Source organism: Bacillus cereus group sp. MYBK195-1, assembly GCF_051916605.1.
Lineage (GTDB): Bacteria > Bacillota > Bacilli > Bacillales > Bacillaceae_G > Bacillus_A > Bacillus_A cereus.
In genome coordinates this window covers 103,589-130,053 of sequence record NZ_JBQAGZ010000002.1, presented here as the reverse complement: position 1 = coordinate 130,053, position 26,465 = coordinate 103,589, and the positions used below count along the sequence as shown (strand labels likewise).

The window sequence follows — 26,465 nt, the reverse complement described above, 5'->3', positions numbered from 1 at the left end:
TTACATGAATATAAGTACGAAAACACTTAAGTCTAGACTCGTTTTCAGATATACTTTAGTATGTACAGTACATAACAAGATTAGAAATTTATTTGGAGGTGCTAACTATGGCAAAAGATAGTTCTTTTGACATCGTTTCGAAAGTAGAATTACCTGAAGTAACAAACGCAATTAACATCGCATTAAAAGAAATCCAAAACCGATATGACTTTAAAGGAAGTAAAAGTGATATTAAATTAGAAAAAGAAGTACTTGTTTTAACTTCTGATGACGAGTTTAAATTAGAGCAAGTAAAAGACGTTCTTATCTCTAAACTTGTAAAACGTAACGTTCCAATTAAGAACTTAGATTACGGAAAAGTTGAAGCTGCAACTGGCAACACTGTTCGCCAACGCGCAACACTTCAACAAGGTATCGATAAAGATAACGCGAAAAAAATTAACAACATCATTAAAGAAATGAAATTAAAAGTAAAAACACAAGTACAAGATGATCAAGTACGTGTTACAGCAAAAAGCCGTGATGACTTACAAGCAGTAATCGCAGCTGTTCGTAGCGCTGATTTACCAATCGACGTACAGTTCATTAACTACCGCTAAAAAGAAAACTCCTCTTAATTAGAGGAGTTTTCTTTTTTGTCTTGTAGAGACAATATTACGAGAACAAACTATAGAAAAAGGTATATGCGGTGAAAATTGCTAAGTGAACAGGGTCTAACCATACGCATACTTTACAAGTGACCGTATGATTAAACTAGGCCTTATTGTAGAATTTGTTTTATACATGTATTTAGCAGACCTTATTGAAAATAAGAAAAAGACACCTCAAGACGTTTCCCCTTCGATTTGAATTACTTTTCTTAGTAACTACACCCTAGACCAAAGTCATCTTAAAAATCGCTGTAACTCATAATTCCTCCCCCGCCAAAACGTAACAATTTATGAGTATAAGAATATTTCCCAACCTTTAATGTAATGTAAAATTAATAAGGAACTTAAAAATGTTAATTAAAAAAGAGTTAGAAGTGGTTATATGAAGAAATTAATACTATGGTTTTTATTGGCCACATTCTCCCTAAATACTGTAGGATGTTCTAATAATGCGAATTCACTAACGGATAAGTCTAACTGTATCAACAAAGCTTGGTACAAAAAAACTATGTCATGTAATCATTTAAAAAAACATTAAATAGTTAATGATAAAGGTCTAAAGAAAAGACACCCCAAAGCGCCTTCCTCCGACTTGAACCATCTTAATTTTAATTATATTTGGATGGAGTTAAAAAGAAGCATAAATGGTTAATAAAGATGCAGACTTCAAAATAAAAAGTACACTAAGTAAACTCTTATTCAAAAATTTATATTAAACACTAATATTTTAGAAGAAGGTTTATAAGTTTAGAACCTACAGGGATTTTCCCTGTAGGTTCTATTATATTTCAAGTAATCCCCAAATGAATTATGAGTGGCTTTTTTCATTTTGGTTTTCAAAATATTTTTCTTTAACCATTTTTATCAGATTTTCTTTTTCTGTTAGTTCAAATATAAATAATGCTTTTTTCATGTTATTTGCAATATCTTCTTCATTCTGTTGTTTAAATCTTAATAAATTCCATCCCTTTAAATAGTAAAGTTCACCTAATAAGTATAAAGTATTTAGATTAATAGCTAATTTGATTCCTTTATCAATGTATTTTACCGCCTCTTCATATTGATAGGTCATACCTAAACATTTCGCTAAATTAAAAATGATTTTTAATTTAATCGCTTTATCTCTCGGAAAATCTAACTTATTAAAATTAGTTAAACACCTTCTTAATATAGTAATACTTTTATCATATTCTTTATTTTCCGCATAAAATATAGACATTGTCTGCATAATATCTATTTCTCTTTCTGATAAAAAATCAACATTGGTTAAAGTTAGTTTTAATGCATTATTTAAAAGCTTTAAAGCAGTTTTTATGGATCTGTTCGCCTCAAATATAGCAATTGCTTCATGCCATAGGAGAAATTGTTTATCTTCTTTTGCCTGGAAATTCTTTTCATCTTTCTCTTTTTTCACGATTTCATAAAGTTCATTATATTGTTTTTGCTTTAAGCAATCTTTTATTACGCATTTTACATTTTCTACATATTTTAGTTTTTTGTTTTGAGTTAATGCAAATATATTATTTGGGTCAATACCAAGTCTTTCTGATAATTGATATAACAATATACTAGATGGATAAATCACACCTTTTTCTATTTTGCTAATTTGACTTTGCGAACATATTCCATGACATAATTCGGATTGTGATATATTTTTTTTAATTCTAAGCTCTTTAATGGTAATACCCAAATCGTAAAATTCCATTTTTCCACCTACTATTTAGCACTGTATTAGTATAAGAGTATTCTCTAACTTTTAATGTAATGTAAAATTAATATAGTTGCAATTATTGATTGTTTCAAAGATTCTTCCCCATCGGTGCTAACACAAAAAACAGGTTAGGAAGAAAATCCCCTTCCTAACCTGGCCCTCCTCTCACTAGGGACGTTTTCATTCTCACATCGTTTCTCTTAAGAAATTTCATATCAACAGAATAAACACTATCGCGCCACCGAACAAACTTACATATACAATAAGAAGACATGAACATAGAGCCAGCAACTTCTCATCTACGCTTCCTTTTAACTGCAATTAAAAACGCAATAAATAATACATTCACCCCAACGATTAAGGAGATAAATAACCAATTCACACCTGTTTCTCCTTTAACTTTATACACGTTTGATTCTTCACGCTTTAAAACGAGATAAAATTTTCCGTTTTCCTCTCTTATAATTTCATCCTGCAACAATCCTCTTAACTCTTGTTTTTCACCAATTGCACTTGCAGGTAAGGAGACTTTTTGTGTTTCTTTCGTATTATTAATTGCTACTAAAGTTACTTCATCTTTATATTTTCGTTTTAGTATGCTCATCCCGCTCTTATCATACAGAAGCTCAAACGTACCGCGTCGTAAAGACGGTCTCGCCTGCCTAAGTTCACCTAGTTTTGCTATGTGTTGCATAAACTTTTCGTCTGACTTAAAATCCATTAATCGTCTATTATCGGGTACACTTCCTCCATCTAATGCAATTTCAGTTCCGTAATAAAAATTCGGAATTCCAGGTGATGTTAACAAATAAGTAAGCGCCAGTTTTAAACGTGATGGCGGATAATACATATGTTCTTTTGCAATACGCGCATATCTTTTTGTTTCTTGATTATCTAAGAACGTAACAAATTCTCCTTCTTTTTTACTCACATCGTATAACGATTTCACCGATACATCTGCTTTAGAAAACGACTCTACTATTTTTTCGTTGTATTCGCTATCCTCCTTTGTCATAATACGAAAATCTTTCTTTATCACTTGCATATCTTTTTGCGCGTTATCCCAAAAGGAACGCGGCTTTTTTTCACTATGTATAACATAACTTCCGTCTAAATCAACTTCTTTTATCCACCATTTCATTGCGTCAATTACCTGTTGTTCGTTTTCTCCAAACGGAAATTGAAATACAACTTTCATTCCTTTTGCATGAACTTCTTTTACAAGTTCTTTCACATCATTGTCTGTCCCGAAATGTTCATTTACCTTTTTATAATTTCGCACGTCTAATCCATCGTACTTTCCACTTTCAAAAAGCGGCGAAAGCATAACGGTAGTAAAACCCATTTCTTTTATGTAATCCAACCTTTTTATAATTCCTCTTATATCCCCTCCTTGATACCCTTCTAAATTACCAACTTCTAACTGTTTGTCATTTTTCGGTTCTCCATTATTGAAGCGATCAATCATAATGGAGTATATAACTTCATCTCGCCACTCTCTTTTTTCGTCTGCAAAAGTATGTATTGGTACAAACAAAACAACAGCTAAGCAAAAACAAATGAATAGTTTCCTAGTCCGTATTTTTCCCACACGCATCCCCCAAGCTTTTTAATTGTAAGAATATTATACCAATTATCCGAATGAAACGCATATGTCGATTTTAATCCTAACAAAATAATTCATGTTAGGTTTCATAACATCATGCATATAATTTTCTGAATTTTTAGTTGATTTTTGGTTTAATTTCGAATATGATATGAAACATAACAAATAGATGTTATTTTTTCTAACATTACAGGAGGAGAGATCATAGGTATGGGAGATACAGTTTTTATGTTTGTGACGACAGTAATGGTCATGTTGATGACACCAGGATTGGCACTTTTTTATGGAGGTATGGTTCGCAGCAAAAATGTACTCAGCACAACGATGCATAGTTATAGCGCAATGGCTATCGTTTCGATTCAATGGATTGTTATCGGCTATTCTTTATCATTCGGACCAGATTGGCACGGGCTTATCGGTACACTTGATTGGTTCGGTCTAAACGGAGTTACCTACGCACCAAATCCAGACTACTCATCTACTATTCCTCACAATTTATTCATGATGTTTCAACTCATGTTCGCCATTTTAACTCCAGCTTTAATTTCAGGTGCATTTGCTGAAAGAATGCGATTTTCTGCCTTTCTTATTTTTATCCTTCTATGGACAACGATCGTTTACAATCCTGTCGCTCATTGGGTATGGGGCGTTGGCGGGTGGCTAAGAGAACTTGGTGCACTAGACTTCGCTGGCGGAAACGTCGTTCACATCACTTCCGGAGTTGCTGGTCTTGTATTAGCTATTTTCCTTGGAAAACGAAAAAACATAAATGGTTCTTCTCCTCACCATTTGCCATTTACAATGTTAGGTGCAGGCTTATTATGGTTTGGCTGGTTCGGTTTTAACGTCGGCAGCGCATTATCCTTAAACGACGTAGCTTTAACTGCATTTATTAATACAAATATAGCCGCCGCTGCCGCCGCTCTAACTTGGATGCTTTCTGAATGGTTCTTCCAATCAAAACCGACCGCAATGGGAGCTGCTTGCGGAGTTGTTTCTGGTCTAGTCGCTACTACACCAGCTTGCGGGTTCGTTACACCTTTCTCCGCCCTTCTTATCGGAGCAATTGGTGGCATATTATGCTTTGGCGCCGTTTTCTTCTTAAAAACAAAATTTGGGTATGACGATACACTTGATGCCTTTGGATGCCACGGCATCGGAGGAACTTGGGGCGGTATTGCAACAGGACTATTTGCAACTACTACCGTAAACGGGGATGGTGCGAACGGATTGTTTTACGGAAACGCCGCGTTACTGTTTAAACAACTTATAGCGATTGGCGCAACATATGCATTCACAATCATCATGACGTATGCCATTATTAAAGCGATCAACTTCTTCCTCCCTGTTCGAGTAGATGAACATGAAGAACACATGGGTCTTGATATTTCAATGCATGGTGAGAAGGCTTATGAACATGCAGAGCGAGCAAACTAAAAAAGAGATGCAATCTATCGGTAGTAGATTGCATCTCTTTTTAATATACTGTCAGGAATATATCGACGTTCCGACACAGGATACCCATTTACCAAAAAATTCCAACATGAAGAAGATGAAAAATACCCCGGCATAAATTTACACACAAAAAAGACGACCAAAGCCCAGTCGTCTTTTCCTATTTATTTCGGAGCATTTCCTACATATTGCGTAATATCAACATTTAATGTCTGCGCTAAACGCATACCGTATTCTTGATCTGCACGGAAGAAGTTACAAACAGCTAATAATTTTGTGCGTTCATTTACGTCTTTTAGATCATTTGTTAAGTTTGCAATTAAGTTATCTTGCTCTTCTTTAGAGAATGAACGGTAACGCTCACCTGCTTGTTTGAAGTCATTTGGTTTCTCAATTTTTTCACGAGATACATAGCCTTCTACTTTCATAGTTGAATCGCGGTAAGCTTTGTCTTCAACTGGATTCTCTGCATGACGACTCGGTTCGTAGTTGATTGTAGATGGGTTTTGATTCACTTGCATCGCACCATCACGTTGTTGATTCTGAACAGCTGCGTATGGGCAGTTTACAGGAATTTGTAAGTAATTTGCACCAAGACGATAACGCTGTGTATCTGGGTAAGAGAATAAACGACCTTGTAATAATTTATCTTCCGATGGCTCAATACCATTTACAGTTGCACTTGGAGAGAACGCTACTTGCTCTACTTCTGCAAAGAAGTTTTTCGGATTACGATTTAACGTCATTGTCCCTACTTCCATTAATGGGAAGCGATCTTCTGGCCATACTTTCGTTGGATCTAGTGGATCAAAGTCTAAAGAGTCCATTTCATCTAATTGCATAACTTGTACGTGTAAATCCCATTTTGGGTAATTTCCTTTTTCGATTGCATCGAACAAGTCACGAGTTGCATGATTGAAGTCTTTCCCTTGTACTTCTTGCACTTCTTTCGCATTTAAGTTACGTACACCTTGCTGTGGTTTCCAGTGGTATTTAATATAAACAATTTTACCTTCTTCATTAATCCATTTAAATGAATGGACGCCGAAACCCTCCATTTCACGATAGCTTGCTGGTGTACCGTAATCAGAAAATACCCATGTCATCATATGTGTAGATTCTGGACTTAACGTCATGAAATCCCAATAACGATCTGGCGTTTGAATATTCGTATCAGGTGCTGGTTTTAAGGAATGTACCATATCAGGGAATTTAATTGCATCACGAATGAAGAAAACTGGTAAATGATTACCTACGATATCGTAGTTTCCTTCTTCTGTATAAAATTTAACAGCAAACCCACGTGGGTCACGTGCTGTTTCAGGAGAACCTTGACCATGAATAACCGTTGAAAAACGAACAAATACAGGCGTTTCAGTTCCTTCATTTTGTAAAAATGCTGCTTTCGTATATTGCTTCATACTATTTTTCGTTACGAATACACCGTGAGCACCTGCACCACGTGCATGCACAACACGCTCCGGAATACGTTCACGATCAAAGTGCGCAAGTTTTTCTACTAAATGATAGTCTTCTAATAATACTGGTCCACGACGACCAGCTGTACGAGAATTTTGGTTGTCTCCAACTGGAGCACCTTGGTTTGTTGTTAAGCGATTATTTGGATTCATCTAGGGGGATCCTCCTCTTTCTTTCGTAGTAATCATTATTTATTTAAAATTATTATAAATTAATTATTATTCAAAATTAAATCCTTGTCAACTATTTCCTTCACTTTTTTGGAAACAATTTCAGCCAAACAGTCGATAAATGCAGATTGTGCATTCGGCATATTTGGTCTGAAATATTTGGCATTTAATTCATCCGTTACAACTTTACATTCATAATCGTTGTCATATAAAACTTCTAAATGCTCCGCTACAAAACCAACTGGGCAATATACGAAAGATTCGTACCCATGCTCTTCATATAAATCTTTCGTTAAATCTTGCACATCTGGACCAATCCACGGATCTGGAGTATTCCCAGCACTTTGCCAACCGATTGTATAGTTTTGAATATTTGCAGCTTCTGCAATTAAATCTGCCGTATGCTTTAGTTGTTCTACATATGGGTCTCCTGTTGCAATAATTTTTTCTGGCAAACTATGCGCTGAAAAAATTACGACTGCTTTCTCTTTATTATCAATTTCTGTAAACGTCTCTTTTATTTGGTCTGCCCAATACGAAATAAATTTCGGTTCATCATACCATTGTTCAATTGGTTCAATAACAGGACCACCAATTTCTTGCGAAAGACGAATAGCACGGTCATTATACGCTTTAATGCTAAATGTAGAGTAATGTGGCGCTAATACGATACTAATCGCTTGCTCAATCCCATCACGCTTCATTTCTTCTACCGCATCTTCTATAAATGGTGCAATATGTTTTAAACCTAAGTAACAAGTAAATTCATACTCTGTAAATATGTTATTCATTGAATCTGTTAATTTATGCGCCTGTTCTTTCGTAATTTTTGCAAGCGGCGAAATTCCACCAATCGCTTTATAGCGCTCGATTAAATCTTGGAGTGCCTCTTTGGAAGGTTTACGACCGTGGCGAATATGTGTGTAGTACGCTTCTACATCATCTAATGATTCTGGCGTTCCATACGCCATTACGAGTAAACCTATTTTTTTCTTTGTCATCTATATAACACCTCAATTTTATAAATGAGAATCTTTTTCAAGAACGTTTGTTTCCAATTATAACAAACAATAATAAGTACGTAAAGATAATTATTCTAAATAAGTATTTTTTCTAATATGATTTTAAATTTCATTTGACAATTTCTTTAATAAAAAGCGACTTACATAAAAGTAAGTCGCTTTTCCCTTATTCCCTAATATTTACCCCATACTCTTTAAACCAAACGTGAATTTGTGCTAAATGAGCTAAAAGTTGAGGACCTGTCATTAATTGCCCGAACCAAGGTGATTGAAATGCACTGCCGCCAGACTGAATCAATCCGCTCAACTGCTCTTTATCAAATAGTTCGTGTAAAATTGAACCTTTATCTGTTAATAAATCTTGTAGCCATACTGTGACTGCTTTCGTATAGTGCGGATTATGCGTTTTCGGATAAGGACTCTTCTTTCTATATAAGATGTCATGTGGAAGCACATCTTCTAACGCTTTACGTAATAGACCTTTTTCGCGGTTTTTATACATTTTCATTTCCCAAGGAATATTCCACGCATATTCGACAAGACGATGATCCGCAAATGGAACACGTACTTCTAAGCTTGCCCCCATACTCATGCGGTCTTTTCTGTCTAATAATGTTGTCATAAACCATACCATATTTAAATAAAATAATTGGCGTCTTTTCGCTTCTAGCGGACTTTCTCCCTCTAAAATAGGAACTTCTTGAATCGACTCTTCATAGCGCCTTTGTACATATTGTTGTAAATTTAATTTATTTCTCCATTCTTTTTTTAGAAGTTGTTCACGCGCTTCTGTAGAGCGCATCCACGGAAATGCACTCGATTGTAGGTCATCTTCTCTATAAAACCACGGATATCCACCAAATATTTCATCTGCACATTCTCCAGATAAGCCGACGACAAAATCTTGTTTAATTTCACGGCAAAACCATAATAATGACGAATCGATATCTGCCATACCAGGCAAATCACGAACGAGTACCGCCTCCGTTAAATACTCTGCTAGTTTTTCATTCGAAATGACGCAACGATGATGGGTTGTTTGAAACGTCTCTGTCATCAAATTAATAAACGGAGCATCTGAATTTGGCTGAAACGCATTCGCTTTAAAGTATTTGTCATTATCTTCGTAATCAATTGAATACGTGTGTAATTGTCCTTTTCCTGATCTCTCGTATTCTTTCGCCGCAATAGCTGTAATAGCGCTCGAATCTACACCACCTGATAAAAAGGTACATAGTGGTACATCAGAAACAAGCTGTCTTGTAATGGCATCTTGTAGTAAAAAGCGCGTTTTCTCTACTGTTTCTTCAAAAGAGTCTTCATGTTTTTTACTTTCTACATTCCAATATCTCCATATACACAAACCGTTCTTTGAAAATGTCATCGCATGACCTGGACGTAATTCTTTTATACCAGCATAAATACCGTGGCCAGGCGTTCTTGACGGTCCGAGTCCGAATATTTCTGATAACCCTTCTAATGTTACTTCCGCCTTCACATCTGGATGCGACAATATCGCTTTTAACTCCGAACCAAATAGTAAGCGTCCGCTATCATATTTATAAAAAAGTGGCTTTACACCTAATCGATCTCTCGCAATAAATACTTGTTCTTTCTGTTCGTCCCATACTGCAAACGCATATATACCGTTTAAATGATCGACACATTCTTCTTTCCATTCAATATAAGAAGCTAATAATACTTCTGTATCAGAATGACCTTTGAACGTATACCCTCTTCTTAATAATTCCTTTCGAATGTCTTCTGTGTTATAAAGTTCACCGTTATAGCAAATGGCGTAATTCGTTTCATCTTTTAAACAAGTCATCGGCTGTTTACCGCCCTCAGGGTCTACAACGATTAACCGTTTATGCCCAAATGCGACATTTCCTTTAATCCAAACTTTATTATCATCCGGCCCCCGCTTCGCTAACGTCTCAGCCATCTTCGTAACGACATCTCTTTCTCCTTCTAATGAGCGTTTATAATCCACCCATCCTGTAATCCCGCACATATAAATCATCCTTCCATCTTATTTCTTTTCTTGAACGTGCAGTAATCCCCCCCTAAGAGTGCGGATCAAAAAATGAAAAACTTGACGATAACCTACTATCCACATATGGAATAGCATTCTCACTCAGTAAAACGTGTTTTATTGTATGCCCACCTATGTCTAGATGTGTCTAGTTATAAAGAACGCACGAACTGTCTATAACAGGAATAACTACTTTTCATAAAGGAGAAATCGTATATGATACAACGTAAACATATTTTATATAACCAGCCCCGTGCTCATACAGTCGGTAATGTAGAATATATAAACAATGAATGGGTATTCTTTGATGATGAAAATGATGAAGCGTTTCTATTAGAAGATATTGCCGAAGATGGGTTTGAAATTTTGTATAATAACAATTGGTTACCAGCCCGTTTCTATGAACAAGATGTATTACAAATCGCCAACGAGCAACACCATTTGCAAAATGGTGAAATGGTACGTATTCGAAAAAAGTTACTTCTTAGCTATAATGAATGGCTCGAGGAATTACCTGACTCTGTCTTCACATTATTAACTGAATCATTGCAATCACTTCACTACTCTTTATATGATTGCATGTATTGTCATAATTATTTATCTTTCTTACCGAAAGAGGAGTCACGCGAAGGAGTAAATATTCTTTTGTTTGATAACGAAGAAATGATCTGTACACTGCAACACCATTTCGTCCGTCACACTACGTCAAATAAAAATATGTTCCGTTTTACGAAAGTAAATGGAGAAGAGTTGCATATCGATGCGACATAAAAAATAAAAACCACCTTATCTCCCAAGTCTTTGAGATTATAAGGTGGTTTTATTTTTATTTGAATACGTACCAGCCAAGTGGCAATTTCAGTCCTAAGTATAATACTGCTACTAGCGCAACAATAAATAAGCCCCAAACCGCCCCTGTTGGTTTGTTTTTGCTCATTTTTACAAGAACCATTTCCATTCCGCCGATAACTAAAATACCAGCTAACATTTTCAGGCCGTACCACATGTGCATGCTACCTGTTGCTGTCTTCACAATACTCATGTACAACATGAAGCCTGTCACAATAATGATGATATACATTAGGCGAAGCCCCATATGTACACCTTTACCTTTTCTTCCTGCTGAATAAAGTGAATACGCAACGAAGAATAAAATTAAACCTAACGCCCATGCTGTAATATGCATATGTACCATCGTATCCCTTACCTCCTCTTTTCACACTTTTTCACTCTATATGATAACATGTTCATTTATTTTCAGGAAATGTTTCGCTTTTTTACATTTAAATGATATAATATTTAGAGTATTTACAAACTTCTTGTAATAACAAAAGGGGGAACAATCATGATTCAAACTAAGGATATTATCGAACTTACAGACACATATGGAGCAAATAACTATCACCCACTTCCAATCGTTATTTCTAAAGCAGAAGGTGTTTGGGTAGAAGATCCTGAAGGAAACCGCTATATGGACTTATTAAGTGCATATTCTGCAGTAAACCAAGGTCATCGTCACCCGAAAATTATTAACGCTTTAATTGACCAAGCAAATCGTGTTACGTTAACTTCTCGTGCTTTCCATAGCGATCAATTAGGTCCTTGGTACGAAAAAGTTGCGAAACTAACTAATAAAGAAATGGTACTTCCAATGAATACAGGTGCTGAAGCTGTTGAAACTGCAATTAAAACAGTTCGTCGCTGGGCTTATGATGTGAAGAAAGTAGAAGCAAACCGCGCTGAAATCATCGTTTGTGAAGATAACTTCCACGGACGTACAATGGGTTCTGTTTCTATGTCTTCAAACGAAGAGTACAAGCGTGGATTCGGTCCAATGCTTCCTGGCATCGTTGTAATTCCTTACGGTGATTTAGAAGCATTAAAAGCCGCAATTACACCAAACACAGCAGCATTCATTTTAGAGCCAATTCAAGGTGAAGCAGGAATTAACATCCCGCCAGCTGGTTACTTAAAAGAAGCTTTTGAAGTATGTAAAAAAGAAAACGTTTTATTCGTAGCAGATGAAATCCAAACAGGCTTAGGCCGTACTGGTAAAGTATTTGCTTGTGACTGGGACGATGTAACTCCTGACATGTACATACTTGGTAAAGCACTTGGTGGCGGCGTGTTCCCGATCTCTTGTGTTGCAGCAAACCGCGATATTTTAGGTGTATTTGAGCCAGGTTCTCACGGTTCTACATTCGGTGGTAACCCACTTGCATGTGCTGTTTCTATCGCAGCTCTTGAAGTGTTAGAAGAAGAAAAATTAACAGAGCGTTCTCTTCAATTAGGAGAAAAATTAGTTGGGCAATTAAAAGAGATTGACAACCCAATGATCACTGAAGTTCGCGGTAAAGGTTTATTCATCGGTATCGAATTAAACGAGCCAGCTCGTCCTTACTGTGAACAACTAAAAGCAGCTGGTCTACTATGTAAAGAAACACATGAAAACGTAATTCGTATCGCACCACCTCTAGTAATCTCTGAAGAAGATTTAGAGTGGGCATTCCAAAAAATTAAAGCTGTATTATCGTAATGATAGAGAGGTTGTCCGACATGTTGGGACAACCTCTTTCTTTTTATATTCATTTATATTAAGATGAAATTTTAATTTTCTGTATTTTAAAATCGTAAAGGAGGTGCGATATGCTATTAAGATATGGTAAACATATTAACTATTTAGCTACATCTTTTATTTTAGTTACATTCTTTGGCTTCCTACTTTCCACAACATGGCTTACTCACTACTCAACTCCTACTACATTCACACTACTGAAAGCATCATTTTGGACTGCTGTTATTCTTACTATCATTGGTTTTGGACGAGAAAAAAGCGCACTTACGGTTATACTATTTGGCATTTGCACACTTGCATTCATTGGTCTTTACACTTTTTCCGTTATTGATTACCTCTATAACCCAAGGCCATAAAAAAGAGCTATCTTTTAACAAGATAGCTCTTTTCTTCACTTCACTACATTTCGCAAAGTACCAATTCCTTCTACTGTAATAACCACTTCATCACCAGCATGTAAAAACTTCGGTGGTGTGAAACCTTTTCCGACACCAGCCGGGGTTCCTGTTGCGATAATATCGCCTGGTTCTAAAGTCATTCCTTTACTTATCGTTGAAATAATTTCTTCTATTGAAAAAATCATTTTATTTGTGTTGGAAGTTTGCCTTACTTCTCCATTTACTACCGTTTCAATGTGTAATGCATTCGGCGCATTAACCACCGATTTATGAATTAAATACGGTCCCATCGGACAAAATGTATCGAAGCTTTTCCCAAGGAAAAACTGTTTATGTTTTCTTTGAATGTCTCGAGCTGTTACATCATTGATAATCGTATAACCAAAAACATGCTCAAGCGCTTTTTCTTTTTTAATTTGTTTCCCTCGCTTACCAATAACGATAGCTAATTCTCCTTCGTAATCTAGTTCGTCCGTTGCATGAGGGTGACCATTAATTTGCTCATTTATGCCAATAACTGTTGTTGGTGCTTTCGTAAAGATCATTATATTTTCTGGAATAGACTCTACTCCGCCCATTTCTACCGCATGCTCACGATAGTTTTTTCCAACGCACAAAATATTCTTTCTTGGCCTTGGAATCGGTGCTAATATTTTCACCTCTGTTAACGGATAATACGCCGCTTCCCCGTTTTCTTTTGCCCAATTTACAATTTCACATACTTTCTCAAAGCATTCAGTCCCTCTTTCAATACACTCTAACATTGTAATAGGGATTGTAACCTTTTCCCCTTTTTGTCTTTGCGCTTCTCTTAAGTGTAATACCTTTTCTTCTTCTTCATCCACAATACCTACAAATACCTTTTCTTCTTTCTTCGCCGTTACAAAACGCAATATTTCCACTCTCCATCCTAAAACTCATGCCCTTTAATTGTATTCGCATCCTTAAGAAAAAAACCTTCTCATGCACGCTAATTTTTACAATATTCTTCTCATACCCTATTCGTTACCCTTTATCATTTGGCATAAAATGTAGAAATTTTACTTTTTTTAGCGAATGCATTTCTTTTTTATGAAGTTTTTGTATAATATGTACTACATATATACTAAAAATTTCATTTAGAGATGGAGCCGATTTCAATGTTTGAGCAAGCGATTGAAAAAAAACGTGAAAAAATGATTTATTTTGCTGAACGCTATGGAATGACTTCTCAAAAAACAGTGGATTGTAGCCAAGAACTGGACAGGCTCTTAAATGTAATTTGTCATGTACATACGGATTTACACCCTAATCAAACATTCAAAACACACACGCAATAATGCGTGTGTTTCTTTTATTTCAAAAAAATACACATTTTATTGGAAACGCCCATACAATAGTAGAAAAGAAAATTTTAAAAACGAAGGGTGTTTTGTATGCCAGCTATGGTCGGACATATTCGTATCGTCAATATTGGATCAAGTGGTATTTTTCATATTGGAGATGTATTTGCGATTAGGCCTATTAGTTACTCACGTGCTTTCGCCGGGGCCGGCTCTTTTAATGTTGGAGATAACGTTTCTGTCTACAATTATCAAAGTGCAACGACTGTCAACGATTCAGATGTCGTCGATCAAGCGATAATTGGTTCAACTTAAAGGGGGCGATTGTATTGAATTTTTACGTAAACCAAAGCATCATCATTAACAGCATTAAAATTGATAGCATTACAACCTCTTCTGTGTTCCAAATTGGTACTGCCGGAAGTATTAAAGCCCTATCTAAATTTTCAAATACGGGCGGATTTACGGAGCCGCTTCGCCCATTACAAGCGAAAGGACAAATTATTTCTATCAAACCATCAACTAGTTCTTCTTAAGACATCCTTGTCATAAATATATAGCAGGAATATTTTTACCCTCCCTATTGAAAAGGAGGTTTCACAAATGAATCAAGATATATATACTTACTTACACCAACTTCAACAAGCTCTTCAAACACAACAAGCAGCCATCCTGAATTTAGAAGATCAAGTGCGCCAACTCCAAGAAGAGCTTAACGAATTAAAAAATCGCCCCTCCTCTTCTGTAGGAAAAGTGGAATACAAATTCGATCAATTAAAAGTCGAAAATTTAAATGGTACTTTAAATATTGGTTTAAACCCATTTTCAGCAAAAGGACAACAAATTGAAGATTTTCAAGTGGATACAGAAACATTGAAGGTAAACCCTGAAACCGAAACAAACCCAGACTTTTATCAAGGTATCCTCCAAGAAATGCATCGATACTTAGATGAAGAAGCATATAATCGTATTCTCCATTTTGAACAAGAAGAGCGAACACCGCTTGATGAAATGTATCGACAAATGATGGTGGATGACATAAAAAAACAGATGGAGCATCGACTCCCTTATTATTTATCACAAGCGCAATCATATGAAGGTATTTCAACAGATCCAGATTATTTACGAGATATCATTATTCAGGCAATGAAACAAGATATTGACAAAGCCTTTCTCTCCTTTATTCAGCACATACCGGGAAATTTCCGAAAGGAGTAAGTATGTATGAACCTTAACGTTGTAAACCGTGAGTTAAAAGTCGGACAGATTAAAATGAACGGTGTATCGTCGTCCGCACTCTTTTTAATTGGAGATGCAAATCTCCTCATTCTATCTTCTATTCTCGATACACCATTTGAAACAGTTACAGAGGGTCCATTTGTACCATTAGTAACAGATGTCCCTCCTACTCCAGGTTAAGGAGACTGAGAAATTATGTTGCATCATGTGTCTATTGTCCAAAATGTTTCTATTATTTCTTTAGGGATTGCTGCTGTATTTCAAGTTGGAGATGCAAACCAAATGGAATTAAAAAGTAGAGCTATTGCCGTCCACCGTGAAATTCCTTGTTATATACGGGGAGAAGGTCGCTTTGATGCTTTTGAAATCTTTACAGATGAATACATTACAATTCCAAAACGAACGACAGATGTAAAATTAAATATTGTAAATGAATGCCCTTTTATTGAAGTGAATAACGTTGAATTGCGGACACTTTTAAATTCTGGTTGCTTTCAAATTGGAAATGTTGATTATGGTTTTAATAACTCTCGTATTATACAAATCCGCCAATATATTACGGATGAACCTTCCGCACAATAATTCATATAGTAATTAAAAAGCTTAGTAAAGTAGGTGGATGGTATGCCTTCGGTTGTAGGAAATCTCGTCGTGCAAAACAGTAACGGCTCTTTCAACTTAGGAGATTTTTATAACGTATCTCCGAAAGAAAACACGAAAGCCTATAACGGATCTGGAGCTTCCAATGTTGGGTTTGTCGTGAATACGTTTAACGGTGTTAGTGCAACGAATACATTTGATTCTGATGTGGCAGATCAAGATCAGATTGGAACAGCGTAAAAAAAGTAGGAGAATATCTCCTACTTTTTTCTTTTATCTAATTCAAAATTATTAAAATAAAATTTTAATAAGCAAGAGCTTTACTGTCCACAAATAGTGGTATAAACAAGTAAGTAGTGAAGAGGCACTATTTCATTTTATTTAAATGATAACCCACTCTCCTCCAAAGCCTTCCTAAGCTTCGGCAAAGACGCAGGTCCCATACCATGCAGTTTTGAAATTTCTTTTTCACTATATTTTGAGAGTTCTTCTACAGTTTGAATTCCATGGTGTTCTAATGCCCTTCTTGCTGGCGCTGAAAGAAGAGAGAGAAAACCTTCTTTTGGTTTTCTCTCTTTCTCACAGGTTGGGCAAGTTGGACAATCGCTACTTTTATAGTACTCGTGTCCCTGTTCACAAGTTCTTAACGTTTTTTCCGTTACCATTTTCAAGCCCCTCTATTCTTCAATATTTACAACGTGATTCCCATCAAAGAAATATAAACATTTCTCTTTCACAGGATGTTGTAAGCTTTTCTCCAGTGCTTTTGCATATAACGAAAGCTGCATTTTATAGCGATCTTCTAAAATTGGTTTCGCTTGTTCAAATCCGCCTGGGAATTTCCCTTCAATCGTATCTGTTTTGAAGTCGATTAACGTAATACCATCTTCCTCTTCAATCATGCAGTCGATAACCCCTTGGACAAGAATCGATTCCCCGCTATTCCCTTGCCAATCTTGATATGCTTCTTCTGCTGCAAGCATCATCGTAAATGGTACTTCACGCTCAACACTTTTCGCCGCTAATACCCTTTTACCTAAGTCACTGTTAAAGAATGAAATTACTTTTTCAATCACTATTTCTTCCGCCTGCTCGAATGTTAATAATTCCTTATTTACCATTCCAGCAATTTGCTCTTGAAGAACTTCAACCGTAATCGGCTTCTTCAAATCAACATGCTGCATAACGGCATGGACTGCTGTTCCGCGCTCTGCGTACGTTAACCCTTTTTTCTCCATAAAGCGCGGACGTGTTTTAATTGGTGCACGTAGTTTTTTAATAAAGGTGTTATCGCTACCTTCTTCAGATTGATAATTTCTCTTTATTTCTGTAACAGATTGCTTCGCACGATGAGATGTCGCATCCTCATATCCGTACTTCCACATTAATCTGTCGTACACTTCTTCTTTCCGTTCACTTTGTAATGGCACAGCCTTTTTCTCACGAAGCGCTTCTAATAATTCTTGTTTCTCTTCTTGAACTGGCTCTGGTGCAAGTAGCGTATTACCATCCACAACTTCTACTTTCCAGCTCGTGTCATACCCGTAAATTTCATCCGGAATGCTTCCTTGTCCTAATTCAAGAAGCATTTCACTATCACGGTGTCTATATAATGAAGGTGCAATCCAGTCTAAATAACAAGACGCCCCGGCACGTATATGATCTGGTAATAACCATTCACTATGTTCCCTCGCATCGAGCCATTTTTCCATTTCCTTATTTGCATCCTTAACTGTTCCAATTAAAATTAACTTCTCTTTCGCACGCGTCAATGCTACGTATAGTACGCGCATTTCTTCCGCAATTAATTCCATTTTCATTTTACGCTTAATCGCAAGCTGTGATAATGTTGTATATTTAATTCGTTTACGCGGATCGATAAATTGCGAACCGAAACCGAAATCTTTATGCAATAAGAAACGTTTCATTAAGTCTTGTGTATTAAAACGACGACCGAGTCCAGCTACAAATACAACTGGGAACTCTAGCCCTTTACTTTTATGAATCGTCATAATGCGAACAACGTCTTCTTGTTCACCGAGGGCCCTCGCCGTACCCATATCATCACCGCGTTCTAAAATACGTTCAATAAAACGTAAGAAGCGGAATAATCCTCTAAATGATGTTGCCTCATATTGTCTTGCACGGTCATATAGTACGCGTAAGTTTGCCTGTCTTTGCTTTCCAGCTGGTAAACCGCCAACAAAGTCGTAATAACCTGTCTCACCGTACACTTTCCAAATTAAATCAGAAAGTGATTGTTGGCGCGCGAATTCACGCCATCCTTGCAGTAAGTTATAAAACCACTCTAATTTATCATGAAGTTCTTGCTCCTCTTCAAGTGGTGCCCCTTTTAAGAATGAGCTCATTACTTCATAAAATGACCCTTTCTTTCCGTGAGCACGAAGCGTCGCAAGTTCTTCGTCATTTAATCCAACGATCGGTGAACGAAGTACTGCTGCGAGCGGGATATCTTGCATCGGATTATCAATAACGCGGAATACGTTCATCATAATATTTACTTCTGTCGCTTCAAAGTAACCAGTCGCAAGGTCTGCATATACTGGAATTCCTTGTAGTTTTAACTCTTCCATAATTTGCGGTGCCCACGGCATGGAGCGAAGTAAAATAACGAAGTCGCGGTATTGTACTGGGCGCATACTATCATTTTTACGGTCATACACTTCATAACCTGAATCAACCATCGCTTTAATGCGCTGCGCCATAAGACGAGCTTCAAGCTGTGCTTTTTCGACTTCTGCACCTTCTTCTCCGTCTATTACTTCTTCTTCCGTTTGCTGAATGCACAGTAGTTCTGCCGCTACATCTTCACCTTCTGGATAGGTAGCACCTAACTTTAATTCAGCGTCTGCATCGTAGTCGATTTCTCCGACTTCTTCACCCATAATTTGTTTGAAGATAAAGTTCGTACCTGCTAGTACTTCATGACGACTACGGAAGTTTTTCGCTAAGTCGATCTTCATTCCACCGCCCAATCCTTCTTGTGTGAAGCGTTTATATTTTCCTAGGAATAGTCCTGGTTCGGCTAGTCGGAAACGATAAATCGACTGCTTTACGTCACCAACCATGAACAAGTTTCCTTCACTCTCAGAATCTTTCGTTACGAATTTAATAATCGATTCTTGTACGAAATTCGTATCTTGATATTCATCGACTAATACTTCAGCAAATTTATTACGATATTGAAGCGCCACTGCTGACGGATTCATTTCACCATTTTCACTTTGTTCACTTAAAATTTGTAAACAGAAATGCTCTAAATCTGTGAAATCGACCATTCCTTTATCTCGCTTCATCGCTTGGAAACGCTCTGTAAATACTTTTACAAGTTGAACAAGCTTTTCTAATACTGGGTGCATATCTTGAAAATCTCGTAAGAAACTTTCAGGTTTTCGGCTAAATAACTCTTCTTGTAATTTCTTCACTTCATCTTTCGCTTTATTACGAAGAGAGTCTACTTGTTTTACAACATCTTCATTGTAATCACTTTTCTTAATACGCTTTAACGTTTGCCACGATACGTTTTGCATCGCTTCATACAAACTTGTCCACGACTCATGAGCAGCTGATGATAGCGTTCCAAGTAAAGCTACATCTGCTTGCAGGGTTTCAATGCGAGGCGCTGGACCGTCAGGAAGCATTGCGAGTTCAGTTGCCTTACGAATATGCTGTTCCGCTGTTTCAAGCTGGAATTTCACATCTTCTAATAAATAAGAAGCATATACTAAATCTTCAATTGTCTTTCCTTCTACGTCATATGCTTCTACTAATTTATCAAGCCATTTTTCCGGATTTGGATGCGCTCTTGACTCTGTATGAAGCGCTAAAATCATACGTTGTAAGTCATCATCACTACGGTCACTCGTATAACGATCAACAAGTTCAAAGAAGATTGTATTATCTTCGATTCCGTACTCTTCTTCTAATATGTCATCTAGCACTTCTTCTTTTAACAATTCATTTTCTGTTTGATTCGCAATACGGAAACGAGGATCAACATCAAGCATGTAGTAATATCCTCTAATTACTTGTAAACAGAATGAGTGAATTGTTGAAATGGAAGCTTTATTTAATAGACTCAGCTGCTTTCTTACGTGTTGAGAGCCTGGTTCATCAATTAATACCTTTTCTAACGCTTCCCCGATTCGGTTTTTCATCTCTTGCGCCGCTGCATTCGTAAATGTTACAACGAGCAGGCGGTCGACATCGACTGGATTCTCTTCATTAATAATCTTTTTAATAATACGTTCAACTAATACTGCTGTTTTACCTGATCCAGCTGCAGCCGCAACTAAAATATCACGCCCGTTCGCTACAACAGCTTTCCACTGGTCATCTGTCCATTGACTATCTTCTGGTTTTTTAGGCCAATTTTCTATCATTCTCCGCCAACCTCCTCTCTTATTTTCTCCATCGCTTCGCTATCTTTCATATCTTTTAACGATCGGAACTGATTATCTTCAAGTGACTCATCAAATTGACAAACAGATTTGAAGTTACAGAACGTACATGCTGCTTTATTTCCCATTTTATAAGGAGCAATATCGATAACACCTTCTGTAATATCTTTTCCGATATTTTCAAACGTATGGTGTACATATTTTTGCAGTACGTTAAACTCTTGCTCACTTGCAATACTTGAACGCGCACTAAAGCTACCGTCTTTTTTCAGGCCAGCAGAAATAATATCTGAACTTCCTGTTGAAAGTTTGTTATCCATTAAACGAACAACGTCAGCATCTCCTAATACGAGTCCTTTCATTTTAAATTTCTTTAAAATTTCTTTTTCAATTTCAGCTTCAGATGCGTCACCTTTCATCTCAACGATTGGGTTATGAATATGGAAATACAATACACCAGCTGGTGATGCTGCGTGACCTTTTTTCATCCACGTCTGCGCATTCGAAGTAACAACATCTAAATACGTTAACATTTGAAGTGCTAATCCGTAATACACTTCCGTTAAATCTAACGCTTTTGAACTTGATTTATAATCAATAATACGTAGGAACGTCCCGTTTTCATCTTCTGCCTTATCAACACGGTCAATACGGCCGACAACTTCCATCTTCACACCATTTGGTAATGAGAATTCCATCGGCGGAAGTGAGCCTGTACCGCCCATACCGAACGGCACTTCTAAATCAACTGGTACGAATCCGCTTGACTTCGCATGCTCACGAAGAATGATTGACGTACGGAAAATGATTTGTTGTAGTTTTTGTTTTAAATAGAAATGACGGTTTGAACTTAATAAAATTTGTCGTTGTAATAACGGTGCGATTTCTTCTATTACTAAAACAGAAAGATGCTCACACTCTTTTATGGATAAATCCGCCCAAGTACGGTTTTCACGCAATAACTTGTCCGCAATTTTCTTTAATGCCGCATGGAATAATTCGCCGATATCCGGCGCATCAAGCTTGAAAATATCACGCTCTCTAAGCGATAAACCGTGCTGCGCAAAATGAGCGTATGCACAACGGTTAAATAGTTCCATACGAGAGACGCTTCCTTTAATTATATCTCCGTATAAATCTCTACTTACTGCTGTACTTAGTTTCTTCGCACGATTTCGATAGAATAAACTTGATAAGACGCGGCTACTTTTTTGTTTCCATTCATCTGAAGTTACGTAGAAATTATATACGTCCCACCAAAAGTCTAAATTCCCTTCAAATCCGTATCGCTTCCACGTTTGTAGTTGCTGCATAACGTAAGATAACGTTACTTCTGGCGTTGCTACGTATGAAATTTGTTCTGAACGTGATAAATCGTTTACGTCATTCGTAATAAATGAATCTTTCACATTAGGGAACATTCTTTTTATTTTCTTAATAAAGCTAGACGCAAGTAACGTCTTTCCTTCTTCATCTGCAAGCGGGCATGAAATATATAACTTCTCAGATGCTCTCGTTACCATTTGATACATAACGAACTGTTCTTCTAACAAAGTTTGTCTCGTCGTTGGCGCTAATTCAATCCCTGCTGCACCAAGAACTTCTCTTTCTTCATCAGAAAGCATACCTTCGTCCATAGGTGCTGCTGGAATAACACCCTCATTTACACCTATAATAAACGTTGCTTTCACGTCAGATAACCTGGAGTGATCAATATTAGCAATTAACACTTGGTCTAATGACGGCGGAATGTTAGCAAATTGAAGTGCCTCAAGACCTGTCGACATAACGTCCGTAAACATAGAAAGAGACATTTTCTCTTCACCAAGCATCTCTACAAACGTATCAAGAAGGCTCATTACTTCTTCCCATACTTGTTCATGATCTGTCGCAAATAAGAAATCTCCACTTTCTTCTGCACGTATACGTAATTCTTCTAGTTTTTTCGGAACATCCAGCTCTTCTAGAAATAAGTAAACTGCTTCACACATTTGCATAACTGTTCCTGCACGCTTTAACCTTTTTTGCATGCGAATAACAGGTGTTCTTACAACGTCACGTAACCTATTTATTTTCTCTTCCATTTCACGTTCACTGTCTGTAATCATCCCGTTCGTATCATCAAGAGAACGATAACGGCGATACATCCATGGATCCTCTGAAGTCCATCTCTTTCCTTGTACACCGTACGCTAAACAGTAATTTTCAAATTCATCCATTTCTTCACGCATCGTTTCTTTTCTTACGTCTAATGGATATAAAAGCTCTGTTTGCACGCAGCGGAACACCGCATCATAACGCCAATTCCCACTAATAATCTCGAGTGCAGAACGAATACATTCTACTAATGGGTGGTGTGACATCGGGCGCTTTTCATCGATGAAGTGCGGGATATTGTAATCTGTAAATAACGTGCGCATCACATCGTAATAACTTTCCCCATTACGAAGAAGCACTGCAATATCTCGGTAACGATATTTTTCATTCGCAACAAGTTTACGAATTTCACGAGCAACACCTTCTACCTCCGCTCGTAAATTCGCAGCTGTGCTAATCGTTACACTCGCTTCACCGTTAAATTTTTCATTCGGACGCGCTTCATAATGAGCTTCTAAATGCGCTAATGCGGGAGAATGAAAACGCGGCTGTTCCATAAGTGGAATTGTTTTTTCAATTTCTATTTTCTCTTCACGCGCTACTTGTTTTATTTTTTCATACGTTAACGTCGTTTCATAAAATAAATCGAGTTCATTTACTGGCTGTGCTAACGTTTTTTCATCTATCGTTAACGTGATCGTAACTCTCGCTCCGCAAATCATAAGCTGTCTTACAATCTCTAACTCTTGCGGGGAGAATGAATGAAATCCATCTATATAAATTTCCGCACCATTTACATATTCAGACTGCGGAAGCTTTTCCACTAGCAATTGCAGGTAGTCTTCTGAATCTAAATATTTTCCAATTAAAGCACGTTCAAAATCATCGTATAATAGCTGTAAATCATACACTTTATTCGCTAGTAACTTTTGTTCGGCACTGCTACTATGCGCATCCAATTGTTGCCACATTTCATATACGTTAGATGGCGTTACATTGTAACGTTTAAACTCTGCAATCATACTGCCAAGATGTTCAAAGAAACCGTTTTGCTCCGCTGCTTTTTGGAACACCGATAATCCATCTTTACGAGACTCTACAATTTTACGGAGTAACATATGTACACCCGCTTCATCAATATGAAGACGACTCGCTCCGCCAACTTCTTGTAGTACCTTCCACGCTAATCGTGAAAAACTAAAAACTTGTGCCCGAATAGAACCTCTTACATCCTCACTTCCAATTAACGCCTGCTGCGTCTGGAATGTCATCTGTTCTGGCACAAGATATAATATTGTTTTCCCTCTCGGGCGTTGTTTTAACTCTTCTTGCACTTCGCGTAAACAAAGTGTACTTTTTCCACTTCCCGCTCTACCAATTACAAATCGAAGTGACATGTAACCCCACCTTTCACTTACATAACGAACGTTAGTTTGCTACTATAATTGTATTATAGTACACGAAAAAAGACAAACTGAGTTGTTTGTCTTTTCTATACTTCTACTTCATTATATCAACCTTTTGAAAAATTCGTTTGCACCTCTTGAATTGGCCAATATCGCAAATCAACTTTACCGACAACTGTATCAGCTTTTACAAAGCCAAAGTGTCTACTATCCCAGCTCCCGAGCCGGTTATCACCTACTACAAAAATAAACCCGGGTGGCACCAGCTTTTCTTTCGTTAACTCTTCTAATGTAAAGTCGCCTGTTAGTTGCCTTCCATTTATCTCTTTCTTATACTTCTCTAAATACGGCTCATCAATAAATTGACCGTTTATATATAACTTATCCTGCTTATATTCAATATGATCTCCAGGTAAACCGATAACCCGCTTTACATAGTCCTCTTTTTTATTCGCATGAAATACCACAACGTCAAATCTGTTCAAGTCCCCAACTTGATAACTCACCTTATTTACAACTAGCATATTGCCATCTTGCAATGTCGGCATCATTGACTTCCCCTCTACAACATACGTTGAAAAGAAAAACGTTCGAAAAAATACAGCTAATAATACACCAATTAAAATTGTTCGTATCCACTCTATGCCTTCTTTTTTCAAAGTTTTCTTCATCTGCTTCTCCCCTTATCCTTTAATACTGAAGCTTTCCTTTACAAAGAAGACTATTCTTAATGTAGTTCTAACTTTACTTCGATTTTCTTACCGACATACCATAAAATAAAAATACCAATCCCTACAATAACTGATTTCACTGGATTATGAATAAATGACATTAAATCATGACCGATATACGTTAAAATAAAAATCATCACAAGTTTTCCGAATGCTAACGCTAGACCAAACTGTTTTACACTAATTCGGGATAAACCAGCGACAACATTTATTAGCGCTGACGGTGTAAACGGAAAACAAAATATAACAAAAATCGGTGCGAATCCTTTCCTTTCAATCCACCCCATTGCTTTTCGTACTCTCTCATGCTTATTTACAAACGAAAAGAAACGACTGCGACCAAAATGGCGGATGATGAAAAAGACAAGTAATGCACCCATTACTGATCCAAGCCATGAATAAAGAAAACCGAGCCAAAAGCCAAATGCAACAGCATTCGCCAGTACAAATACAATAAGCGGTAATACCGGAATCAACGCCTCTATCATCGGTAAACCAATACCAAGAAGTGGTCCGAACGCTTTATAACTCTCAACAATATGATCCATATTTTCTGGTGAAAAATACTCTTTGATTGTCTGAAAATCCATTCTACACTTTACCCCTTTACTCTAAATACTATCCCTACTGTATCATTGCTTATATGAAAGAGGAAATGGTAGATACGACATACGGAGATGTATTTATTAAAGTTTCCATATCTTTCATAAGAATTCCTTCATTATTTAGCTATGATAATCTATCAATATTCGACAGGACGTGTCGTTCATTTTGTTATTTAGATTGTTTTTCGGTTTTTATCGGTAAATGAAATTATACTGGTGATTTTCTAAATATATCAATTACAACTCGTTTTTTCTAATATATCGCCTTATCTACAAAGACTGACTGACAAACAAAAAAAGAATGGGGATTCCCCCATCCTTTCACACTTCGCCTTCCTTCACAAAATACACCTTCTCATAAGCGGGTTTTAATGTTGATTCCTCTTTTTTATCGACCTCTTTAAAACAAGGATTCCCTTGTTTTTTCCTACGATCTTCATATTCAGTACGTAATTTCGCTGTACGATTTTGTTGATTTTCAAAACTAGTTTTTGATATTTCTAATTTCACAGCAAAGCCATTTATAAATCTAATAATAAGATTTCCATCTTCTAATTCTTTATTACTTTCAATATAAAAATGAGACAACCAAGCACACTCTTTTCTAGAGTAAGAATAGGTAGGGAAAAAATAAAGTTGATCTGCTGGACTAATCGCAATCGGTGCTTTATGTGTAATATGAGTTAACTCTTTCGTTCCTTCTTTTCTGCCTAAGAAACTAGAGCCATGCTTGCGGCAACTTCTTTCTATAATATCTAGAGGTTTTTGAAATACGAAAAAAGAATCATTCATTTCAACGACTCGCGTAACAATTTTCTTTTCACTTAGAATAACAGGAAGTAAGGCCATCGTATTTTTCGTTACAACATAATTTTCGACATAGCGTTCCACTTTACTTTCCATACTCCATTATCTCCTTTTTTCCATTTATATTAGCAGCTGC

25 protein-coding genes are annotated in these 26,465 nt (G+C 36.8%); 12 read left to right on the top strand and 13 right to left on the bottom strand.

The window, feature by feature from the left end; genetic code table 11:
* The first annotated feature begins 107 nt into the window (after nucleotides 1-107).
* On the top strand, nucleotides 108-599 hold the full coding sequence (locus tag ACTFRY_RS10270; protein WP_001040149.1) for a YajQ family cyclic di-GMP-binding protein: 492 nt from the start codon (nucleotides 108-110) through the stop codon (nucleotides 597-599).
* Between the two features lie 859 nt (nucleotides 600-1,458).
* Here ACTFRY_RS10270 and ACTFRY_RS10265 read toward each other — a convergent pair.
* Nucleotides 1,459-2,355, bottom strand: coding sequence for a helix-turn-helix domain-containing protein (locus tag ACTFRY_RS10265; RefSeq protein WP_000397894.1), 897 nt, complete (start codon nucleotides 2,353-2,355; stop codon nucleotides 1,459-1,461).
* Between the two features lie 301 nt (nucleotides 2,356-2,656).
* Nucleotides 2,657-3,958, bottom strand: a complete 1,302-nt coding sequence (locus ACTFRY_RS10260) for an alpha-amylase family glycosyl hydrolase (protein ID WP_098616873.1) — start codon at nucleotides 3,956-3,958, stop codon at nucleotides 2,657-2,659.
* 213 nt (nucleotides 3,959-4,171) lie between these two features.
* Here ACTFRY_RS10260 and ACTFRY_RS10255 point away from each other — a divergent pair, with 213 nt between their 5' ends.
* The gene (locus tag ACTFRY_RS10255) at nucleotides 4,172-5,404 is read left to right on the top strand and encodes an ammonium transporter (protein WP_098616874.1); all 1,233 of its coding nucleotides are present in this window, start codon (nucleotides 4,172-4,174) and stop codon (nucleotides 5,402-5,404) included.
* A 182-nt stretch (nucleotides 5,405-5,586) separates the two neighbouring features.
* Here ACTFRY_RS10255 and katB read toward each other — a convergent pair whose 3' ends face one another.
* The 3 genes from katB to asnB all read right to left on the bottom strand — a co-directional run bounded on the left by katB (nucleotide 5,587) and on the right by asnB (nucleotide 10,107).
* Nucleotides 5,587-7,053: a catalase KatB gene (gene katB, locus ACTFRY_RS10250; protein WP_098616875.1), complete on the bottom strand. Its 1,467-nt coding sequence runs from the start codon at nucleotides 7,051-7,053 to the stop codon at nucleotides 5,587-5,589.
* A gap of 59 nt (nucleotides 7,054-7,112) precedes the next feature.
* Complete coding sequence (hemH, locus tag ACTFRY_RS10245) at nucleotides 7,113-8,072, bottom strand: ferrochelatase (RefSeq protein ID WP_098616876.1); 960 nt, start codon at nucleotides 8,070-8,072, stop codon at nucleotides 7,113-7,115.
* 187 nt (nucleotides 8,073-8,259) lie between these two features.
* Nucleotides 8,260-10,107, bottom strand: a complete 1,848-nt coding sequence (gene asnB / locus ACTFRY_RS10240; RefSeq protein WP_000334002.1) for an asparagine synthase (glutamine-hydrolyzing) — start codon at nucleotides 10,105-10,107, stop codon at nucleotides 8,260-8,262.
* A gap of 237 nt (nucleotides 10,108-10,344) precedes the next feature.
* Here asnB and ACTFRY_RS10235 point away from each other — a divergent pair, with 237 nt between their 5' ends.
* Nucleotides 10,345-10,899 carry a DUF2777 domain-containing protein gene (locus ACTFRY_RS10235; RefSeq protein WP_000616050.1) on the top strand — a complete coding sequence of 185 codons (555 nt, stop codon included), beginning with the start codon at nucleotides 10,345-10,347 and terminating at the stop codon, nucleotides 10,897-10,899.
* Between the two features lie 55 nt (nucleotides 10,900-10,954).
* Here ACTFRY_RS10235 and ACTFRY_RS10230 read toward each other — a convergent pair whose 3' ends face one another.
* Nucleotides 10,955-11,323, bottom strand: coding sequence for a YisL family protein (locus tag ACTFRY_RS10230; protein WP_000233495.1), 369 nt, complete (start codon nucleotides 11,321-11,323; stop codon nucleotides 10,955-10,957).
* Nucleotides 11,324-11,473: 150 nt separating this feature from the next.
* On the opposite strand from ACTFRY_RS10230, the gene rocD reads away from it, so the two are divergent.
* The gene (gene rocD, locus ACTFRY_RS10225; RefSeq protein WP_000616657.1) at nucleotides 11,474-12,664 is read left to right on the top strand and encodes an ornithine aminotransferase; all 1,191 of its coding nucleotides are present in this window, start codon (nucleotides 11,474-11,476) and stop codon (nucleotides 12,662-12,664) included.
* 110 nt (nucleotides 12,665-12,774) lie between these two features.
* Nucleotides 12,775-13,059: a hypothetical protein gene (locus ACTFRY_RS10220; protein WP_000926864.1), complete on the top strand. Its 285-nt coding sequence runs from the start codon at nucleotides 12,775-12,777 to the stop codon at nucleotides 13,057-13,059.
* Between the two features lie 35 nt (nucleotides 13,060-13,094).
* Here the strand turns inward: ACTFRY_RS10220 and ACTFRY_RS10215 are convergent, their stop codons facing one another.
* A complete protein-coding gene (locus ACTFRY_RS10215) occupies nucleotides 13,095-13,994 on the bottom strand; it encodes a fumarylacetoacetate hydrolase family protein (protein ID WP_001213075.1) in 900 nt (299 codons plus the stop codon).
* A gap of 246 nt (nucleotides 13,995-14,240) precedes the next feature.
* Between ACTFRY_RS10215 and ACTFRY_RS10210 the strand changes: the two genes are divergently transcribed.
* The 7 genes from ACTFRY_RS10210 to gerPF all read left to right on the top strand — a co-directional run bounded on the left by ACTFRY_RS10210 (nucleotide 14,241) and on the right by gerPF (nucleotide 16,502).
* Nucleotides 14,241-14,420 (top strand): aspartyl-phosphate phosphatase Spo0E family protein, encoded by a 180-nt coding sequence (locus ACTFRY_RS10210; protein WP_000462841.1) that lies wholly within the window; start codon nucleotides 14,241-14,243, stop codon nucleotides 14,418-14,420.
* Between the two features lie 96 nt (nucleotides 14,421-14,516).
* On the top strand, nucleotides 14,517-14,738 hold the full coding sequence (gerPA, locus tag ACTFRY_RS10205; protein ID WP_001111188.1) for a spore germination protein GerPA: 222 nt from the start codon (nucleotides 14,517-14,519) through the stop codon (nucleotides 14,736-14,738).
* 14 nt (nucleotides 14,739-14,752) lie between these two features.
* Entirely contained in the window at nucleotides 14,753-14,959 is a 207-nt protein-coding gene (gene gerPB / locus ACTFRY_RS10200; RefSeq protein WP_001012508.1) for a spore germination protein GerPB, read from the top strand.
* Nucleotides 14,960-15,026: 67 nt separating this feature from the next.
* Entirely contained in the window at nucleotides 15,027-15,641 is a 615-nt protein-coding gene (gene gerPC, locus ACTFRY_RS10195; RefSeq protein ID WP_001070760.1) for a spore germination protein GerPC, read from the top strand.
* Nucleotides 15,642-15,647: 6 nt separating this feature from the next.
* On the top strand, nucleotides 15,648-15,842 hold the full coding sequence (gene gerPD, locus ACTFRY_RS10190) for a spore germination protein GerPD (protein ID WP_001052807.1): 195 nt from the start codon (nucleotides 15,648-15,650) through the stop codon (nucleotides 15,840-15,842).
* Nucleotides 15,843-15,857: 15 nt separating this feature from the next.
* The gene (locus tag ACTFRY_RS10185) at nucleotides 15,858-16,244 is read left to right on the top strand and encodes a spore germination protein GerPE (protein ID WP_098616877.1); all 387 of its coding nucleotides are present in this window, start codon (nucleotides 15,858-15,860) and stop codon (nucleotides 16,242-16,244) included.
* 42 nt (nucleotides 16,245-16,286) lie between these two features.
* Nucleotides 16,287-16,502 carry a spore germination protein GerPF gene (gene gerPF, locus ACTFRY_RS10180; RefSeq protein WP_001141566.1) on the top strand — a complete coding sequence of 72 codons (216 nt, stop codon included), beginning with the start codon at nucleotides 16,287-16,289 and terminating at the stop codon, nucleotides 16,500-16,502.
* Nucleotides 16,503-16,639: 137 nt separating this feature from the next.
* Here the strand turns inward: gerPF and ACTFRY_RS10175 are convergent, their stop codons facing one another.
* The 6 genes from ACTFRY_RS10175 to ACTFRY_RS10150 all read right to left on the bottom strand — a co-directional run bounded on the left by ACTFRY_RS10175 (nucleotide 16,640) and on the right by ACTFRY_RS10150 (nucleotide 26,425).
* Complete coding sequence (locus ACTFRY_RS10175; protein ID WP_000255724.1) at nucleotides 16,640-16,927, bottom strand: RNA polymerase alpha subunit C-terminal domain-containing protein; 288 nt, start codon at nucleotides 16,925-16,927, stop codon at nucleotides 16,640-16,642.
* Between the two features lie 12 nt (nucleotides 16,928-16,939).
* On the bottom strand, nucleotides 16,940-20,665 hold the full coding sequence (gene addA / locus ACTFRY_RS10170) for a helicase-exonuclease AddAB subunit AddA (RefSeq protein WP_098616878.1): 3,726 nt from the start codon (nucleotides 20,663-20,665) through the stop codon (nucleotides 16,940-16,942).
* Nucleotides 20,662-24,177, bottom strand: a complete 3,516-nt coding sequence (gene addB / locus ACTFRY_RS10165; RefSeq protein WP_440032342.1) for a helicase-exonuclease AddAB subunit AddB — start codon at nucleotides 24,175-24,177, stop codon at nucleotides 20,662-20,664. Before addB ends, addA begins: the two co-directional genes overlap by 4 nt.
* 116 nt (nucleotides 24,178-24,293) lie before the next feature.
* Nucleotides 24,294-24,857, bottom strand: a complete 564-nt coding sequence (gene lepB / locus ACTFRY_RS10160) for a signal peptidase I (protein ID WP_000751910.1) — start codon at nucleotides 24,855-24,857, stop codon at nucleotides 24,294-24,296.
* Nucleotides 24,858-24,913: 56 nt separating this feature from the next.
* The gene (locus ACTFRY_RS10155; protein WP_000347520.1) at nucleotides 24,914-25,507 is read right to left on the bottom strand and encodes a TVP38/TMEM64 family protein; all 594 of its coding nucleotides are present in this window, start codon (nucleotides 25,505-25,507) and stop codon (nucleotides 24,914-24,916) included.
* 336 nt (nucleotides 25,508-25,843) lie between these two features.
* The gene (locus tag ACTFRY_RS10150; RefSeq protein WP_016117409.1) at nucleotides 25,844-26,425 is read right to left on the bottom strand and encodes a competence protein ComK; all 582 of its coding nucleotides are present in this window, start codon (nucleotides 26,423-26,425) and stop codon (nucleotides 25,844-25,846) included.
* Between the last annotated feature and the right edge of the window lie 40 nt (nucleotides 26,426-26,465).

Coding starts and splice junctions, on each gene's coding strand:
- addB (WP_440032342.1), bottom strand. CDS start 24,177: ATGTCACTTCGATTTGTAATTGGTAGAGCGGGAAGTGGAAAAAGTACA.
- addA (WP_098616878.1), bottom strand. CDS start 20,665: ATGATAGAAAATTGGCCTAAAAAACCAGAAGATAGTCAATGGACAGAT.
- ACTFRY_RS10235 (WP_000616050.1), top strand. CDS start 10,345: ATGATACAACGTAAACATATTTTATATAACCAGCCCCGTGCTCATACA.
- ACTFRY_RS10265 (WP_000397894.1), bottom strand. CDS start 2,355: ATGGAATTTTACGATTTGGGTATTACCATTAAAGAGCTTAGAATTAAA.
- ACTFRY_RS10220 (WP_000926864.1), top strand. CDS start 12,775: ATGCTATTAAGATATGGTAAACATATTAACTATTTAGCTACATCTTTT.
- ACTFRY_RS10270 (WP_001040149.1), top strand. CDS start 108: ATGGCAAAAGATAGTTCTTTTGACATCGTTTCGAAAGTAGAATTACCT.
- lepB (WP_000751910.1), bottom strand. CDS start 24,857: ATGAAGAAAACTTTGAAAAAAGAAGGCATAGAGTGGATACGAACAATT.
- katB (WP_098616875.1), bottom strand. CDS start 7,053: ATGAATCCAAATAATCGCTTAACAACAAACCAAGGTGCTCCAGTTGGA.
- ACTFRY_RS10175 (WP_000255724.1), bottom strand. CDS start 16,927: ATGGTAACGGAAAAAACGTTAAGAACTTGTGAACAGGGACACGAGTAC.
- ACTFRY_RS10150 (WP_016117409.1), bottom strand. CDS start 26,425: ATGGAAAGTAAAGTGGAACGCTATGTCGAAAATTATGTTGTAACGAAA.
- rocD (WP_000616657.1), top strand. CDS start 11,474: ATGATTCAAACTAAGGATATTATCGAACTTACAGACACATATGGAGCA.
- gerPA (WP_001111188.1), top strand. CDS start 14,517: ATGCCAGCTATGGTCGGACATATTCGTATCGTCAATATTGGATCAAGT.
- hemH (WP_098616876.1), bottom strand. CDS start 8,072: ATGACAAAGAAAAAAATAGGTTTACTCGTAATGGCGTATGGAACGCCA.
- ACTFRY_RS10185 (WP_098616877.1), top strand. CDS start 15,858: ATGTTGCATCATGTGTCTATTGTCCAAAATGTTTCTATTATTTCTTTA.
- gerPF (WP_001141566.1), top strand. CDS start 16,287: ATGCCTTCGGTTGTAGGAAATCTCGTCGTGCAAAACAGTAACGGCTCT.
- asnB (WP_000334002.1), bottom strand. CDS start 10,107: ATGTGCGGGATTACAGGATGGGTGGATTATAAACGCTCATTAGAAGGA.
- ACTFRY_RS10210 (WP_000462841.1), top strand. CDS start 14,241: ATGTTTGAGCAAGCGATTGAAAAAAAACGTGAAAAAATGATTTATTTT.
- ACTFRY_RS10155 (WP_000347520.1), bottom strand. CDS start 25,507: ATGGATTTTCAGACAATCAAAGAGTATTTTTCACCAGAAAATATGGAT.
- gerPC (WP_001070760.1), top strand. CDS start 15,027: ATGAATCAAGATATATATACTTACTTACACCAACTTCAACAAGCTCTT.
- gerPD (WP_001052807.1), top strand. CDS start 15,648: ATGAACCTTAACGTTGTAAACCGTGAGTTAAAAGTCGGACAGATTAAA.
- ACTFRY_RS10230 (WP_000233495.1), bottom strand. CDS start 11,323: ATGGTACATATGCATATTACAGCATGGGCGTTAGGTTTAATTTTATTC.
- ACTFRY_RS10260 (WP_098616873.1), bottom strand. CDS start 3,958: ATGCGTGTGGGAAAAATACGGACTAGGAAACTATTCATTTGTTTTTGC.